The sequence below is a fragment of the Flavobacterium pallidum genome (assembly GCF_003097535.1).
Lineage (GTDB): Bacteria > Bacteroidota > Bacteroidia > Flavobacteriales > Flavobacteriaceae > Flavobacterium > Flavobacterium pallidum.
The window spans coordinates 2,789,414-2,805,511 of record NZ_CP029187.1; the positions used below are offsets into that span (position 1 = coordinate 2,789,414).

At 43.0% G+C, this 16,098-nt stretch carries 14 protein-coding genes; 7 read left to right on the forward strand and 7 right to left on the reverse strand.

What is annotated here, in order from left to right; translation table 11 throughout:
- Window positions 1-163 precede the first annotated feature (163 nt).
- Entirely contained in the window at window positions 164-1,702 is a 1,539-nt protein-coding gene (locus tag HYN49_RS11540) for a DEAD/DEAH box helicase (RefSeq protein WP_108904260.1), read from the reverse strand.
- 258 nt (window positions 1,703-1,960) lie between these two features.
- On the opposite strand from HYN49_RS11540, the gene nfi reads away from it, so the two are divergent.
- Window positions 1,961-2,686: a deoxyribonuclease V gene (nfi, locus tag HYN49_RS11550; RefSeq protein WP_245892170.1), complete on the forward strand. Its 726-nt coding sequence runs from the start codon at window positions 1,961-1,963 to the stop codon at window positions 2,684-2,686.
- A 42-nt stretch (window positions 2,687-2,728) separates the two neighbouring features.
- Here nfi and HYN49_RS11555 read toward each other — a convergent pair whose 3' ends face one another.
- Entirely contained in the window at window positions 2,729-3,253 is a 525-nt protein-coding gene (locus HYN49_RS11555) for a DUF6155 family protein (RefSeq protein WP_108904262.1), read from the reverse strand.
- Between the two features lie 99 nt (window positions 3,254-3,352).
- Between HYN49_RS11555 and HYN49_RS11560 the strand changes: the two genes are divergently transcribed.
- From HYN49_RS11560 to HYN49_RS11570, 3 genes are all read left to right on the forward strand, one after another.
- Window positions 3,353-3,628 carry a DUF3817 domain-containing protein gene (locus HYN49_RS11560; RefSeq protein ID WP_108904263.1) on the forward strand — a complete coding sequence of 92 codons (276 nt, stop codon included), beginning with the start codon at window positions 3,353-3,355 and terminating at the stop codon, window positions 3,626-3,628.
- Window positions 3,629-3,631: 3 nt separating this feature from the next.
- Window positions 3,632-4,885, forward strand: a complete 1,254-nt coding sequence (locus tag HYN49_RS11565; protein WP_108905049.1) for a mechanosensitive ion channel family protein — start codon at window positions 3,632-3,634, stop codon at window positions 4,883-4,885.
- A gap of 133 nt (window positions 4,886-5,018) precedes the next feature.
- The gene (locus HYN49_RS11570) at window positions 5,019-7,187 is read left to right on the forward strand and encodes a M12 family metallo-peptidase (protein ID WP_181368951.1); all 2,169 of its coding nucleotides are present in this window, start codon (window positions 5,019-5,021) and stop codon (window positions 7,185-7,187) included.
- Window positions 7,188-7,248: 61 nt separating this feature from the next.
- Here HYN49_RS11570 and HYN49_RS15175 read toward each other — a convergent pair whose 3' ends face one another.
- Window positions 7,249-7,416, reverse strand: a complete 168-nt coding sequence (locus HYN49_RS15175; protein ID WP_181368952.1) for a hypothetical protein — start codon at window positions 7,414-7,416, stop codon at window positions 7,249-7,251.
- A 285-nt stretch (window positions 7,417-7,701) separates the two neighbouring features.
- On the opposite strand from HYN49_RS15175, the gene fumC reads away from it, so the two are divergent.
- The gene (gene fumC, locus HYN49_RS11575) at window positions 7,702-9,099 is read left to right on the forward strand and encodes a class II fumarate hydratase (protein ID WP_108905050.1); all 1,398 of its coding nucleotides are present in this window, start codon (window positions 7,702-7,704) and stop codon (window positions 9,097-9,099) included.
- Window positions 9,100-9,198: 99 nt separating this feature from the next.
- Here fumC and HYN49_RS11580 read toward each other — a convergent pair whose 3' ends face one another.
- Window positions 9,199-9,693, reverse strand: a complete 495-nt coding sequence (locus tag HYN49_RS11580; RefSeq protein WP_108904265.1) for a hypothetical protein — start codon at window positions 9,691-9,693, stop codon at window positions 9,199-9,201.
- A gap of 70 nt (window positions 9,694-9,763) precedes the next feature.
- Window positions 9,764-10,846: a magnesium/cobalt transporter CorA gene (gene corA / locus HYN49_RS11585; protein ID WP_108905051.1), complete on the reverse strand. Its 1,083-nt coding sequence runs from the start codon at window positions 10,844-10,846 to the stop codon at window positions 9,764-9,766.
- 69 nt (window positions 10,847-10,915) lie between these two features.
- On the opposite strand from corA, the gene hutI reads away from it, so the two are divergent.
- On the forward strand, window positions 10,916-12,154 hold the full coding sequence (gene hutI / locus HYN49_RS11590) for an imidazolonepropionase (protein WP_108905052.1): 1,239 nt from the start codon (window positions 10,916-10,918) through the stop codon (window positions 12,152-12,154).
- A gap of 52 nt (window positions 12,155-12,206) precedes the next feature.
- Here hutI and HYN49_RS11595 read toward each other — a convergent pair whose 3' ends face one another.
- Window positions 12,207-13,097 (reverse strand): hypothetical protein, encoded by an 891-nt coding sequence (locus HYN49_RS11595; protein WP_108904266.1) that lies wholly within the window; start codon window positions 13,095-13,097, stop codon window positions 12,207-12,209.
- A gap of 132 nt (window positions 13,098-13,229) precedes the next feature.
- Between HYN49_RS11595 and HYN49_RS11600 the strand changes: the two genes are divergently transcribed.
- Window positions 13,230-14,273: a formimidoylglutamase gene (locus tag HYN49_RS11600; RefSeq protein ID WP_108904267.1), complete on the forward strand. Its 1,044-nt coding sequence runs from the start codon at window positions 13,230-13,232 to the stop codon at window positions 14,271-14,273.
- On the opposite strand, the gene HYN49_RS11605 is transcribed toward HYN49_RS11600, so the two are convergent.
- The gene (locus HYN49_RS11605) at window positions 14,274-16,004 is read right to left on the reverse strand and encodes a DUF885 domain-containing protein (RefSeq protein WP_108904268.1); all 1,731 of its coding nucleotides are present in this window, start codon (window positions 16,002-16,004) and stop codon (window positions 14,274-14,276) included.
- Window positions 16,005-16,098: the final 94 nt, after the last annotated feature.

Genomic DNA, 16,098 nt, shown 5'->3' on the forward strand with positions numbered 1-16,098 from the left:
AGCGCCTTCCGTATTGGAGGGCGTTTTTGCTTTCAGGGGATGTTGCGATTGAAATGGATTTTAAGATTTTAAGATTGTAGGATTATGACTATTTCTGAATCAAGTATAAAAATTTAGAGTCCTATAAGTCTTATAATCTTAAAGTCTTACGGCGAAGCGGTCCTTAATCGGCTTCCCTGAAAATCTTCTCCCGGTATTTCTTTCCGATAAGCAGCAAAAGTTTCTGCTTGTAATCCTCAGTCAGCCATTCGCGGTAATTCTTACTGCAATGGCTTAAGCAATTGGAATATTTACGGATTCGGAATTCCACATCTTCATCCAGCTCGCGGCTGAGTTGGCGCGCTTCCGTAAGTGTTTCCGTATTGTCAACACACATTGCCGCATGTTGCTCCAAAGATTTTTCCAACACGGTCTTCGAACGCAGGTTTTGCTTCAATGCCAGCTTATGTTCTTCCTCCACATCAAAATCGATGTTGGCGGTATTCGCAAATTTGGCACGCAAAGCGAGCGGCATCGTATACCTGAAGTTCAGCTCAATATCCGCATCATCACGCAGGTTTTCCAAATAAAATTCAGGGGCCTTGAAAATGTGCTGCCAGTTTACCGGATCACTCCACAACCCAAAACGCGCTGCATTATTACCCAGGTCGATTACGGTAAATTCATCTTTATTATGCAATTTGCGCGACCCGCGCCCAATCATCTGGAAATATAACGTCAGCGATTTCGTGGCACGGTTTAGAATAATCGACTCCACCGTCGGTTCATCAAAACCGGTAGTCAGGATTCCCACCGAGGTTAAAATCGCATCCGGCGTTTCATTAAACCATTTCAAAATATCTTTACGTTCCTCGGCGCTGCTCGTATTGTCAAGGTGCCTGATTCCGAAACCGGCATTGCGGAACGTTTCATAGACATACAATGAAGTGTGGATCCCATTGTTGAAGATGAGCGTTTTCTTGCCCAGGGATTTTTCGGTATAAGCATGCAAAAGTTTCTCCTGCATCACCATATTCGAATACAGTTCATCCGAAGATTTCACGGTATAATCACCATTAATCCCGACTTTGAGTGAAGTCAGCCCAACATCATAGGTATAGGTGGTCGCTTTAGCCAGAAAACCTTTTTCAATCAATGACGAAATCGTATCGCCCACAATCAGCTCGTCATAATTCTCATTCATCGGCAGCCTGATATTCGAGCTCAAAGGCGTGGCGGTCACACCCAGGATAAACGATTTTTTAAACGAGCTCAGCAATTTCCGGAACGAATTGTAATGCGCTTCATCGATAATCACCAGCCCCACATTGTCAATGTGCAGCAGCTCGTCGTTAAGGCGGTTTTTCAGTGTTTCCACCATCGCCACAAAGCACGAATACTCGCCCTGGTCTGGCAATTCCTTGATTTTGCTGTTGATGACTTTATTCTTCACCCCGAAACCGTTCAGCATTTTGGAAGTCTGCCTGCAAAGTTCAATCCGGTGTGTGAGCACCACCACTTTCTTATCGTGCTGGGCAAGGTAACGCCTTACGATTTCAGAAAAAATCACCGTTTTCCCGCCGCCCGTGGGCAATTGGTATAGCAAATGATAGTCCGGCGGGGTATTGTCCATACGGTCAAAAATGAGGTCAATATCGCCTTTTTGGTAGCCGTACAGCTCCTTTTTCTCAGTAATTTCGTAACCGGTTTCGTTGTGTTTCATAGTTTCCTTAACGGAAATTTTTTCAATTTTTGCAAAAGTACACCTAAAAACAGGTTTATCGGCAATCTTAAAAGTTAATTTAATTTTTTATTACCAATCGCCACTGATTACTGCCAACTTTTTTATGGCGCCCCCTGCGGACCGGGCTATCCGCTTCAATATGCCTTTGCTGCGCACTGTCAGGATTTCCGCTGATATCCCTGGCGCGGTGGCGGGTTCGCTTGAAATTTATTTTTCCAAAATGAAATCCGTAACTTTATGATAAAACGCTCCATGCTCACCTACGACCATTTTTCCATTACAGATGCCACGAAACTCCAACTCGAAATGCAGCAGCATATCAACCTAAAACCTTTGGAGAAACCAATCCATACCATCGGTGGTGCGGATATTTCATTTAATAAAAACAGTACAACGGTTTATGCGGGCATTGTCATCCTAGATTACCCTGCAATGACACTCCGCTCCTACTCGCTCATTGTCGCAGAAACGACTTTTCCGTATCAATCCGGTTACCTCGCTTTTCGTGAAGTTCCCGCATTGCTGCAAGCCTGGCAACAATCAGATGAAAAACCAGATCTAATGATTCTTGATGGCCAGGGTATCACGCATCCCAGGAAAATGGGCATTGCGACGCATTTCGGCCAATTGGCAAACATTCCTGCAATCGGGTGTGCGAAAAGCATGCTGTTTGGGAAATTCGATGCATTAGGCCAGGAGAAATTCAGCAGTGAACCCATTTATGGCAAAGGTGAATTGCTAGGCTATGCGTTACGTACGAAAGCCAAAGTACAACCTGTATATATTTCTCCCGGGCATTTGGTCACGGGCGAACAAAGCCTGGACATCATGAAAAGCTGCATCGGGAAATACCGTATTCCTGAACCTACGCGTTTGGCACATGAAAAAGTAAATGAATTCAGGGTTGGAAAACTTAAGTCAGGGTTTCACGTTGCGCCGCCGCTGCCTCCTACCTTATTTTAATTGTGTAATGGGAAATCGCAATACCTGCAGGGCCGCTTTTTTTTAATTGTCCATAAACTCCAATGCCTCACCCAACCGCTGTATTTCATAACGGTTTTCCCATCTCTGCCTGTTCGCTTCCGCAGCAACTGACAGCAATCGTTCCCTGAAATCGGGCAAAATACCGTTTGCAATCACATATTTCACTGCCTGTTCGTACGCGGTTTGGATGCTTTTATAAAATGACGCGTATTTCATTTCCCGTTTCGCTGAATATTTCTGCGCTGTTTCAATCGTAAACAGCATCACATCTGCAACAGCAAAAGCGTCGACGCCAAGGTTCAGGAAATGCTTGATGTATTTTTGCGCTACAGAACGCCGAAGTTTGGCACGTTTTGATTTTACCGGAAAATATTCATTCGCAATTTTGGCTTTTGCCGCAGCGGTCAGCTTTTCCTCATTTGGGTTGAAGACAAAATCGTAATACGTTTTTACTTCAGGGAATTTTTCGTAAAGCGTTGTAAACTGTGCTTCAAGCTGTTCTTTTGTCAGGCTGTTCAGGTATTTCTTAAGGTCGCGTTTGCTCATGGTCTTATGTTGAAACTTAAACGGATTTGTCTTTATTAATGTAAGTTTAATACTTAATTTTGCGTTGGCCAATGGCCTTCAATCTAAATATACAAATTAATGCTTAAATTATTCAAAGCCATCGCAATTCTCGAAGGGATTTCATACCTCGCCCTGTTTGGCAACATGCTTTTCATCAAACACAACAACCCTGAATTGTACCACACCTTGCTATTCCCGATCGGGATGGCGCATGGCGTGTTGTTCATTTCATACATCATCCTGGCCATCATGCTGAAATTCGAGCTGGAATGGCCTGCAAAAAAGTTTGCCATTATCGGTGTGGCTTCCGTATTGCCTTTCGGGACCTTTTACGTAGAAAAAAAATACCTGTAGATGATGCATAAAGTCATGGAGAACATCTTCGGCTGGTCGTTTAAACTGTTGAAATCCTGGCATGTCAACGAGACATTTGCTTCGTATTTCAGCCTGTTTTTCGATCTCGTGCTGCTGTATTTCCTGGCTTATGGAATTTATTTCGGATTCCGTTTCATTCTGGTCCGGCTTATGATCATTGTCGCAAGGCGCACCAAAACACGCTTTGACGATTTACTCGTAACAAATAAAACTGCGAAATACATCGCTTATCTGATTCCGCTGCTGTTTGTTTATAAATCGGTGCCAATCATTTTCCGGAATTTCGATTATTGGGAACCCATTTTCGGGAAACTCGTGAAAATGTACATCGTATTGCTTGTGCTGTGGATTATCCGGAGCATCTTCAATGCTTTGCGCGATTACCTGAAACTGATCCCGCGTTACAGTGACAAACCGATCGACAGTTATATACAGGTCATTATGATCGTGCTGTGGACTTTTGGGATTACGGCCATTTTCCTGTCGCTTTTTAATTTGTCATTTAAGACATTACTGGGGACTTTCGGGGCAATTTCAGCCATTGTGATCTTGATTTTCCGTGATACCATTCTCGGTTTTGTGGCCAGCATCCAGGTTTCAGTAAATGATATGGTGCGCATCGGCGACTGGATTACCATGGATAAATTCGGTGCCGACGGCGACGTGATCGAAATCAACCTTGCTACTGTAAAAGTGCGCAACTTCGACAATACGACCACCACGATACCAACATACAGCCTGATTTCAGATTCCTTCCGAAACTGGCGCGGCATGCTAGGCTCAGATGGACGGCGCATCAAGCGGCATATCCTGATAAAACCTTCGAGCATCCGCTTTTTGAAGCCTGAAGAACTTTTCGAATTAAAGAAAATTCAGCTTGTTTCCTCGTATATCGACCAACGCCAGAGTGACATCAATAAATACAATGCCAATCGGAATATTGATAAATCATTGCTGATTAACGGACGGAACATGACCAATTTCGGGCTGTTCCGAAAGTATATTACGCAGTATTTGCAAAATTATCCGGGACTCAACAAAGACATGCTTTTGCTGTGCCGTCAACTGCAACCCACGCCACATGGCATTCCGCTGGAAATTTACACGTTTTCCAGTGACAAGCGCTTTGAGAATTATGAATACATCATGGCCGATATTTTTGATCATATTTTTGCTTCGGTTGGGTATTTCGGGTTGGAAATCTATGAAATGCATGCGGATGCAATCGACAATTAAAAGCAACTTATTTGCCTTTTGTCAATCTTAATACCGATGCATCACGTAATTATCTCATAATCCGGCTTTGAACTTTTGCCGTAAAAGAATTCCTGGCTATTTTTTTAATACATTTGACACGTAAATCATGGATATGAAAAAAACAATACTTCTGCTTTTGATGGGCTTTTCTGTTTTTTCCCAAACCGGAAAAGTCGCTGAAGATATACTGAAACTGCAAAAAGAACACGTCGTATTTGCACATTACGCTCCATTTTCGATAAATCCAAATCCTGCTTCGGCTGAGTTTACCAAAACAGTAGATAACGCTACAATAGCAACTTTGGATGCCTCAGTGACCATGCAGATCATGGCTGAAAACAAGGAATATATTGAGCTTGATGTTCCTTATAATAATACCGTAATTACAATATCCTTATACAAAACGGATGTATTTGCAGAAGGTTTCGAATTGCGCACGAGCGATGCGCCTGATGCAAAAAAGACTATTGAAAAAGGGCATTTTTACCGAGGCATCATCAAAGGCGATGTGCATTCCCTGGTATCTTTTAACTTTTTCAAGGACCAGATGAATGGTATTATTTCAGGGCATCAATTCCGGAATATCGTAGTGAATAAGCTCAATATCAAAGGCAATACCACAGATTACATTGTCTATTCGGATGCCAAATTAAAACTTGACAACTCCTTTAAATGTGCCGTAACGGAAAAGGATTTAAAGGAAATTCCTGCGAATACACAAAATAGGAATACGCTCTCAAACCGTTGTGTGACCGTTTATTTTGAAATCGACTACGACATGTATCTTGCCAATGGAAGCGATGTTGTACAAACCAACGTCTGGATGACTTCCGCATTCAATAATGTACAGACACTTTACAACAATGACGGCATCAGCGTTGCGATTAAATCCATTTATGTCTGGACCACGCCTGATCCTTACCTCGGTGATGCTTCCTGGCAATACCTGCAGCAATTTCATGCGCAACGACCGGTTTTTAACGGAGATGTCGGACAGCTTGTAGGGATCGACAGCGGGCTTGGCGGTGTAGCTGCCGTAGTAGATGGTTTATGCTCTGGTAACAATTACAGTTATTCTGATGTTTATTTTGATTTCAATACCGTCCCTGTAATGTCATGGACGATCGAAGTGATTACACATGAATTGGGCCATCTTTTGGGATCCCCGCATACACACGGCTGTTACTGGAATGGAGATGGTACTGCCATTGATGGTTGTGCCACAACTGCAAATCCGGCCTATGCGGAAGGCAATTGCCCCATCGGCGATGTCCCACTGCCTGAAGTTGGCGGGACGATTATGAGCTATTGCCATTTACTGGAAGGCGTCGGGATTAACTTTGCCAATGGTTTCGGGCCGCAGCCTGCTGCAAGGATCCTTCAGAATGTAAATGCTTCCACTTGTCTCAGCAGTAATTGCATCAATACATGTATTTCACAAATCAACAACCTGAATGTCACCAACGTCACCTATACATCAGCCGAGCTTACATGGACCGATGCGGACACGACGAATACGTCATGGGAAGTGTCAGTATCAACCTATCCTTACCAGCCCGTTACATGGATTCCTGTGGGCACCAACGATTACATTGTCACAGGGCTTTCTCCGAACACCTCATACGATATCTGTGTGCGCAGCGCCTGTTCGGCAGGGCTTGAGGCGGTATCGAAATGCTATTATTTAACTACTGCGGCCGATTTCTGTGCAGGACAGCCATTTGTAGATTCTGGCGGACTGGATCATAATTATTCCGATTATGAGGATTGGACCAGGACTGTTTTTCCTACAGACCCGAATGATAAGGTTAAAGTAACATTTAACAGCATTGCCATAGAAGACGGCTGGGATTACCTGTATATTTTTAACGGACCGAATATAGAATCGGATATGTTGGCTGCCATTACCGGATTCGATGTCGTAGGCCCTTTTGAATCGACAGATGCGTCCGGAGCACTCACATTCCAGTTTGATGCCGACACCAATACAAATCTTGCAGGCTGGGATGGTGCTTTCAGTTGCCTTGATCTCGGAACTTCAGGAAATAGCCTGATCGATTATTCGTACTACCCGAACCCAACGACCGGAATCCTCAATATCAAATCCAAAAATGAAATCCAGTCCATCGCTATTTACAGCCTCGACGGAAAACTCCTTGACCAGTTCAACGAAAAGCAATTTGATGCTAAGGTCGATTTGTCCTCCTACGCAACCGGAACATATGTCTGCTCACTGCAGTTCGAACAAACTTCCACCTCATTCAAAGTGGTCAGGAAATAATTAGATAAATCACAAAAAAAGGTCCGCAATGCGGACCTTTTTTATTGAAACAACTTAAATATTAAGCGCGTTCCAATCTCTTTGCGGCTCTTTTTTCCTTGAACATTTCGAACAACGCCCCTCCTACCCAGTACATTACGAAACTGATCAGGAACATCATCAGCCAAAAGCCGATCGTCAGGACTGTAAGGAATGCCAAAAAGCCTAAATACTGTTGAAATTCAAACATGTTTTCCGGAATTTATGAATTCACGCCAAAGGTAAATGAATAATGTTTATCCGCCAATAAAACAATCCAAATATTTTTTTAAAAGGGCTTTAATCGCTAAATTTGGCGCAGCTTTTTCAGGAGCTGTTTCCTGCTGTCCGCTGTATCTTTTTTAGCGGTAAATGGGCAAACCTCCGAATGGCGTATTGGGAACCGCTAAAAAAGGATGCCGCTTCCATCAGGGCTACGGCGCTGACGAAACCGGAAACTTTGGCCACTGCTTTACAAATTTGTAACTTATATAAAATGGAATTCAGGATAGAAAAAGACACTATGGGCGAGGTAAAAGTACCCGCTGACAAATATTGGGGCGCCCAGACAGAGCGTTCAAGGAATAACTTTAAGATTGGCGCTTCGGCTTCGATGCCTCTGGAAATCGTACGCGGTTTTGCTTACCTGAAGAAAGCTGCTGCGTATGCGAACCACGATCTTGGCGTATTGTCAAAAGAAAAACGCGATGCCATCGGTCAGGTTTGCGACGAAATCCTGGAAGGAAAACTCGACGACGAATTCCCTTTGGTCATCTGGCAAACCGGTTCAGGAACGCAAAGCAACATGAACGTAAACGAAGTGATTGCAAACCGCGCGCAGGTTTTGGCAGGATTCAAGATCGGCGAAGGCGAAGCGGTCGTAAAAGCAAACGACGACGTGAACAAGTCGCAATCGTCAAACGATACCTTCCCAACAGGAATGCACATCGCCGCTTACAAAGCAGCTGTTGAAATTACCATTCCGGGTGTAGAGAAACTGAAAAATACTTTAGACGCAAAAGCGGCAGCATACATGAACGTCGTTAAAATCGGACGTACGCACCTCATGGATGCCACACCCTTAACGTTAGGCCAGGAAATCTCAGGTTATGCGGCACAACTTGGCTACGGACTGAAGGCTTTAAAAAATACGCTTTCTCATTTATCTGAACTTGCCCTGGGCGGAACTGCAGTAGGAACCGGATTGAATACTCCGGAAGGATATGATGTGAAAGTGGCGCAATATATCGCTGAATTTACAGGGCATCCTTTCGTCACCGCACCAAATAAATTTGAAGCATTGGCATCTCATGACGCCATTGTTGAAGCGCATGGTGCTTTAAAACAACTGGCTGTTTCGCTGAACAAGATTGCAAATGATGTACGCATGCTTGCTTCAGGCCCGCGTTCAGGCATCGGGGAAATCATAATCCCTGAAAACGAACCGGGTTCGTCCATCATGCCGGGTAAAGTAAACCCAACGCAATGCGAAGCCCTGACTATGGTTTGCGCACAGGTTATGGGTAATGATGTTGCCATTTCAGTGGGTGGCATGCAGGGTCATTATGAACTGAATGTGTTCAAGCCGGTGATGGCTGCCAACTTCCTGCAATCGGCAAGGTTGCTGGGTGATGCGTGCGTATCATTCGACGAGCACTGTGCACAGGGAATTGAACCAAATTATACAAGAATAAAGGAATTGGTCGACAATTCACTGATGCTGGTTACGGCATTAAACACCAAAATCGGATATTATAAAGCTGCTGAAATTGCACAGACAGCGCATAAAAACGGTACCACTTTAAAGGATGAAGCGGTGCGTTTGGGTTACGTTTCTGCGGAAGATTTTGATGCCTGGGTAAAACCGGAAGATATGGTGGGAAGCCTGAAATAATTTACAACCTAGATTAAAACCGGCAGTTTAAAAATAAAAAATCCGTTGCGATGGCAGCGGATTTTTATGTTTAACTATAGTGATACTATCTATACAATCCTACCAAAATTCGGCTACGCAACTGCCGTTAATCGTTCTGGTCATCCCCGATCCATCATCAGCAGCAAATGTCGCATTGTTGAATATAATCTTGTATTTATTGGTACCTATAGTCGTAATGGAAATCGTGCCTGAGGCTTCTGCATTTCCAAAATACAGCGCTGGCGTGTTGTAATCACCAACCACATAATCTGCGGGCAACGTTCCTGCAAAACCTATACTATACACCTGGTATGCCCCGTCCACCGTTGCTCCGGAGTAATTGAAATCGAGCTCGATGACTTCTGGATCAGTGCCTGCTGTTGTCTTTTCAATAATTTTCATGACTTTCCGTCCGTCTTCCTCATAAACGATGCTGTTGTAATTTTTTTGTTGGGAATTGGCACCTATGTTAAATTCTCTGCCATTTACCTGCAACGAACCATTGTTATCAGAATCACTGCTGCAGCCTAATGCCATCAGGCCGATAATTAAAGTGAAAAAAATAAGTTTCATATTTAATTTATTTAAAGGTATTTTTTAGAAAAACCACAAACGACAATTTTCAAATGGGAATCTACAGGTGTCAGAACCACTTTTTACGCCGGAAATAATAAACCATAAAAACCACTGTGACAAACATCACACCCAGGACAATGAAATACCCATTCTTTGTCTTAAGTTCGGGCATGTTTTCAAAATTCATTCCGTAAACGCCTACGATAAAAGTCAGCGGCATAAAAATCACCGAAAAAATGGTCAGCGTCTTCATAATCTGGTTCATTTTTTGCGCCTGCGACGAGTAAAAGATATTCGAGGCGCTTTCCAGGGTATTACTGTCATATTCTATCTGCTCAAGGATTTCGAGTGATTTTTGGTGAAGGCGGGCGAAAAACGTGTAGTTGGCTTTTTCGATACCATCAAATTCGTCATCATCTTTAATACTTTTCAGCGTATACAATGCGTCGCGCAAAGGTAAAATAGCACGCTTCAGGTAATTCAGGTTTTCACGCTGAGACTCGATCAGGCTTAAGAATTCTGAACGGTGTGCTTTCTGCGCTTCAATGAGTAATTTCTCGATATCAATCTCGTAATTTTCAATCGTAATAAAGAAGTTTTCTATAATCGCATCAAGCATCAGGTACAATAAATAATCGTTTTTCTTTTTCCTGACAATCCCGCCACCGGTACGGATGCGTTCGCGGATATGGGCAAAGAAATCACTTTTCCTTTCTTGGAATGACACTATCAAATTATCATTAAGGAAAAAACTAATCTGTTCAATACGAATAGCTTTAGCGCCTTTTTCCTCAAGTATCGATTTAATGCTAAAAAACAGCATATCGTCATATTCATCAATCCTTGCGCGGCGCAAAACATTCAGCACGTCACTGATCATGAATGGCTCAATACCCAATACCTCACCAATCTCCCGGATCAAATCCGTATTGTGCAATCCATGGATATTAAGCCATTTGACATCCTGCTGCTGCTCCGGATCCAGGCATTCCTTGCGTAACCGGTCGAGCGTAACATTTTTATATTCCTCAAAACCTTCCTCATCATAAACGAAGAGTTGCATTTCTACCGGATCTGTTTTGTAACTGCCGGTATATTCGTAAAAGCTTTGCTGGACTTTGCGAACCTTGCTGTATTTGATTCTTTTCAAACGAAGATAATTTTTACATAAAGATAGGAGTTTTTGAATTTCCATTCTACATTTACTGAAAATACGCTTATGCAAACTTTATTGACAAATATCAGCCAGTTGCTGCAGGTTCGTGAAGCCAATATTGACAAAGTTTCAGGTGCTGAAATGGCCCATTTGCCTTTGCTGGAAAATGCCTGGCTATGGATTGAAGATGGCCTTATAAAAGATTTCGGGACGATGGAAACGCTTCCCATACATACTTCCATCCGAAAAATCGATTGCACGGGCCGCGTCGTTCTTCCTGCCTGGTGCGACAGCCATACGCATTTGGTCTATGCCGGAAACCGCATCCAGGAATTTGTTGACCGGATTAATGGTTTAAGTTATGAGGAAATTGCGAATCGCGGTGGCGGCATCCTGAATTCTGCCAAAAAACTCCATGAGACTGCTGAAGATGAGATTTATGAACAGTCAGTTTTAAGGCTTAAAGAAGTCATGCAGCAGGGAACCGGCGCCATTGAAATCAAATCCGGTTACGGCCTTAGTTTGGAAGGTGAATTAAAAATGCTGCGGATTATTAAACGTTTGAAGGAAAATTTTCCTGTCGCGATTAAAGCCACTTTCCTTGGCGCACATGCTTTCCCAATAGCATTTAAAGAAAATCATGCGGGTTATATTGACTTAATTATCCATGAAATGCTACCCGCCATTGCCAGAGAAAACCTGGCGGATTACATCGACGCATTTTTGGAAACAGGTTATTTTTCTGTTGAAGAAACCGAAAGCATTATGCTGGCCGGGAAGCAATACGGACTTACAGCCAAAATCCATGTGAATCAATTTACAGCTATTAACGGGATTGCTGCCTGCGTTAAGCATGATGCCCTTTCCGTCGATCATCTTGAAATCCTCACCGATGAGGATATTGAATCCCTCAAAGGATCTGGAACGATGCCGGTAGCGCTTCCCTCCTGCTCTTTCTTCATCAGTATTCCTTATACACCGGCAAGAAAAATGTTGTCAGCAGGTTTGCCTTTAGCACTTGCAACCGATTTTAACCCCGGAACCACACCATCAGGAAACATGAACCTGGTCGTGGCGACGGCCTGTATCAAGATGAAAATGACACCTGAAGAAGCTATTAATGCCGCTACAATAAACGGGGCTTACGCTATGGGGATTTCTGAAACGCACGGAAGCATTACGAAAGGGAAGGCCGCCAATCTTATCATCACCAAACCGGTTCAGTCTTATTACCAATTGCCATACGCCTTTGGCAGCAACCTTATTGAAGATGTGATCATCAGCGGTGAAATCATATCATAAAAAAAAAAGAGCCCTCAAAGGCTCTTTTATTGAATCAATAATTAACGGGGGTTTATTTTAAAGTAAATGACGTTTTAGAAACCAATTCGCTTTTATCGAATATGTTTACGAAATAACTCCCTTTGGCAAAATCCTTGCCGTTTCCATCAAGATATTCACAAACATCAACCGCCTGGTTGTTGTATGGGACCACTGTCGTAAAGCTGTATGTAAGGGTCATGTCACCGAAAGTCTCCGTTTTCTTATCGCCGATGACGTTATTCTTGCTGTCAATAATCTGGACATAGTAGGTCTTATCTCCGGATTTTGCAATGGCATTGGCGGCAACTGCAAAACAAACTTTCAATTTATCCGCGCGGCTGGCTTTTTCGGTTTCGATCTGTTTCCCGGAACTTCTTTGCTTGATGGCTTGCGTACGGAGATTCATTACGACAAGTTTTGACCCTTTTTCGACCGTTTTGGCGAGGTTTTCATTCTGGACGACTAATGTGTCGTTATACTTTTTCGATTGCCCAAGTGCTACAACAGTACTGTCGCGTTGCACGGTCAGCGTTTCATTTTGCTTCTTAAGCTCTTCATTTTCAGCGACGAGTTTCTTCATGTTCACCTGAAGCGCATTGTATTGTTCGCGGTATTTACGAAGTGAGGCTGCATCACCTTTTGATTTTTGCAGGTCGGCAATCAGGTTCACGACCTTCTCACGTTCAGCAATCAATTCGTCCGAGACTTCCGTTTTATCTTTAATCGCCTGCTCGTAAGTATTCTTTACGATGGCAAGCGAATCCAGTAAATTATCCTTCTCTGATTTCACTGTTGTCACTTCGGTTTCCAGTTTCTTGGCATCGGTTGTCATTTTAAAAATATAGGCAAGGCTACCCAACAATAAAAGCGCCAAAACGACGACGACTGCTTTTAAGCTTGAATTACTTCTTTGATTTTCCATAAGAGCATTTTTTGGTTTTTATAATAGTTTTCTGCTTTTTAAGCCTAACAAATTTAAAATATTATCATTCCTTTCCATCTAAATTAACGTAAGTTTATAGTTTTATGTTACTTTTGGAGCTAAAATTTTGTGATGGAAAAACTGATTCCTTTTACCATTTCTGACCTTGCCAAAGTGACCAATTTCAGGAGCGGTGAAATCAAATTCGGAGAAAAGATGCATACCATTCCGCTGGGTGCCGACCCTGAAAAGTTCATGAAAGGCTGCGAGGCGAAATATGTGCTTTTCGGTATTCCGGAAGACATTGGTATCCGCGCGAATTACGGCAGGCCCGGAGCGGCTTCAGCCTGGAAAAGCGCCATTAGCAGTATCGCAAACATACAGCACAACCGTTTCTGCAAAGGCGGCCGCATCCTCGTTTTGGGCGCTTTGGATGTAAAGTCAGAAATGGAAGAAGTCGAAAACCTTGATTTCAATATCCTTGAAGACCGCGTGAAACTTAGCGCTGTCGTGGGCAAAATCGATAAAGAAGTCGCGCACATCATTTTCACGATTATTAAAGCCGGCAAAACCCCGATTGTTATTGGTGGTGGGCACAATAATGCTTACGGGAATATTAAAGGCGCTGCATTGGCTTTCGGAAGACCGGTTAACGCCGTGAATTTTGATGCCCATTCCGACTTCCGGATTCTTGAAGGCCGGCACAGCGGAAACGGCTTTTCGTATGCCTATGAGGAAGGTTTCCTTAAGAAATATTTCATCTTCGGGCTACACGAAAGTTATACGTCAAAAAATGTACTGGACATCATCAAAAAGATTGAAGACCGGGTACGCTACAATACTTATGATGAAGTAAAAATACGCAAGCAGAAAGACTTTGACCAGGAAATGTTCAATGCTTTAAGTTTTATAAAAAACGATCCATACGGCATCGAAATTGACCTTGATGCGTTGCCGAATATCGCCAGCAGCGCCATGACCATGAGTGGTTATTCTATTGAAGAAACAAGGCTTTTTGTAAGTTATTTTGGGAAATGCACCAACGCAGCCTACCTCCACATCTGCGAAGGAGCTCCTGACCTGGGCGAAGACAAGAACAGGCACCTGATCGGGAAACTGATTGGTTACCTGGTCACCGACTTCATTAAGGCGAATTATATAAGTGAGTCCGTGTAGCTATTGTTTTTCCAGCATTAATTCCCTGATGTATTTTACCGGTGCGCTTCCGTAACTCAGGAGTTTTGAATGAAAATCTTTCAACCTGAATTTTTCGCCTTGCTGTTTTTTGTATGCTTCACGCAATTCACAAATTTCAGTAAATCCGGTAAAATATGAACAAAGCTGTACCTGCGTCAGGCACACGCGGCGCCATTTGCCCTCCGCTTCGGCCTGTTGCTGGAACGCTTCATTTATTAGTAAATCCATAGCATCATCCTTGCTCAGGTTTTTTGTATGCACGCCAATATCAAGGATGGTGTTGCAAGTGCTGCGGAGATTCCATTTATAATACATCAGCCACATTTCGTCTGAATTGGCGTAGCCGTTTTCGAGCATCATCAACTCTGAATACACTGCCCAGCCTTCGACCATCGCACCATTTCCGGCAATAGATTTGATAAGGCTTGGCGACTGGTTGCTGTACACCAATTGGGTGTAATGCCCAGGAATCGCTTCGTGTATATTCAGGATTTGCAAAATATAATCGTTGTATTCCCGCAGGTAACTTTCGGATTCTGCTGCGCTCCAACCTGATAAACTGCCTACATTATAATACGTTTTCGCATTTTTGTCATAAGGGCCGGGCGCCGAAATGGATGCGCCTGCAACGCCAGCCATATAATCTGGCTCTTTACGCACTTCAAGCGGCTTTGACGGATCGATGTATATGAGGTCTTTCTGTTTGATGAAAGCCAGAAGTTCCGGCAATTGTTTTTCAATCGCCTGCTGGAACAATTCCGGTTTGGCATGTTGCAGCGAAATCTTATCGATCACCTGGCGGATGAGTTGGTTTTTATCCGATGGTTTTGGTGCAGTTCCTAAATATTTTGACCAAAGCCTGTCTGCAATCACAAACATCTTTTCGTGCAGTTCTTTTTTGTGCGCCACTGCTTTTTCTAACACCTGCGATGACGTATACGCTGACTGTATGTCAAATTCAAACTTCTTGTCATATAATTTTTTTCCAAGCCTGAAATCACGCGGCGTCGGATTGTCCAGTTTCTGTAGCCAGGAAACATAATCTTTTATGGCGTTGACTGCAGAAGCCGTTTTTGCTTTCATCGCATCTTTCTCTGCAGCAGACAAATCAGATTTTTCAAGCATGGCGGGCAAATCCTTTTCAAAAACTGATAAGCCGCCGGTATTTTGCGAAATGGCGAGTTCAGTGTGTTCCCGTGTCGGGTTCCTGATATTTTGCTTTGCAGCAGCATAATAAGCCGGGACTTCATCCAGTTTAAGGCTGATATTTTTCAACCTTACGGAAAGGAAGTCGTAAGAACCGTTCAGTATTTCTGCAAAAGGGCCGCTTACATTATATTCTGCCGGATTCCATTCCCACGATTTCATTTCTTCCATCCCGAACGCATAACTTTTCAACATATTCCCCATCATCTTATAATCGGTGAAATTGCCGGGATTAAGTGATTTTTCATCATAATTGCCGAGAGAATCCAGGTTGCTTTTTATAAATGCCAATTGTTTTGCGCGTGTTGTGGCATCATTGACAACCAATACATTATCATATTTATGAAATCCGGAAGCGGCAGCATAATCAGGAAAATTAATCCAAAGTGCCTCAATAAAGCTTTTCCTGTAATGTTCAAAAGCCTTGTTCCGGTCAGCAGCTTTTTCTTTTGAACAGCAAATAAAAAACACGATTGAAAAGGCAGCAAGATAAATTTTTCTCATAATAAAAAACGCAATAGGTTGACGCTGTAAAGATAGTTTTTTCAATATACTTGTAAGAATTAACGGCATTCAACTTTACAATACTTTTAAGAAA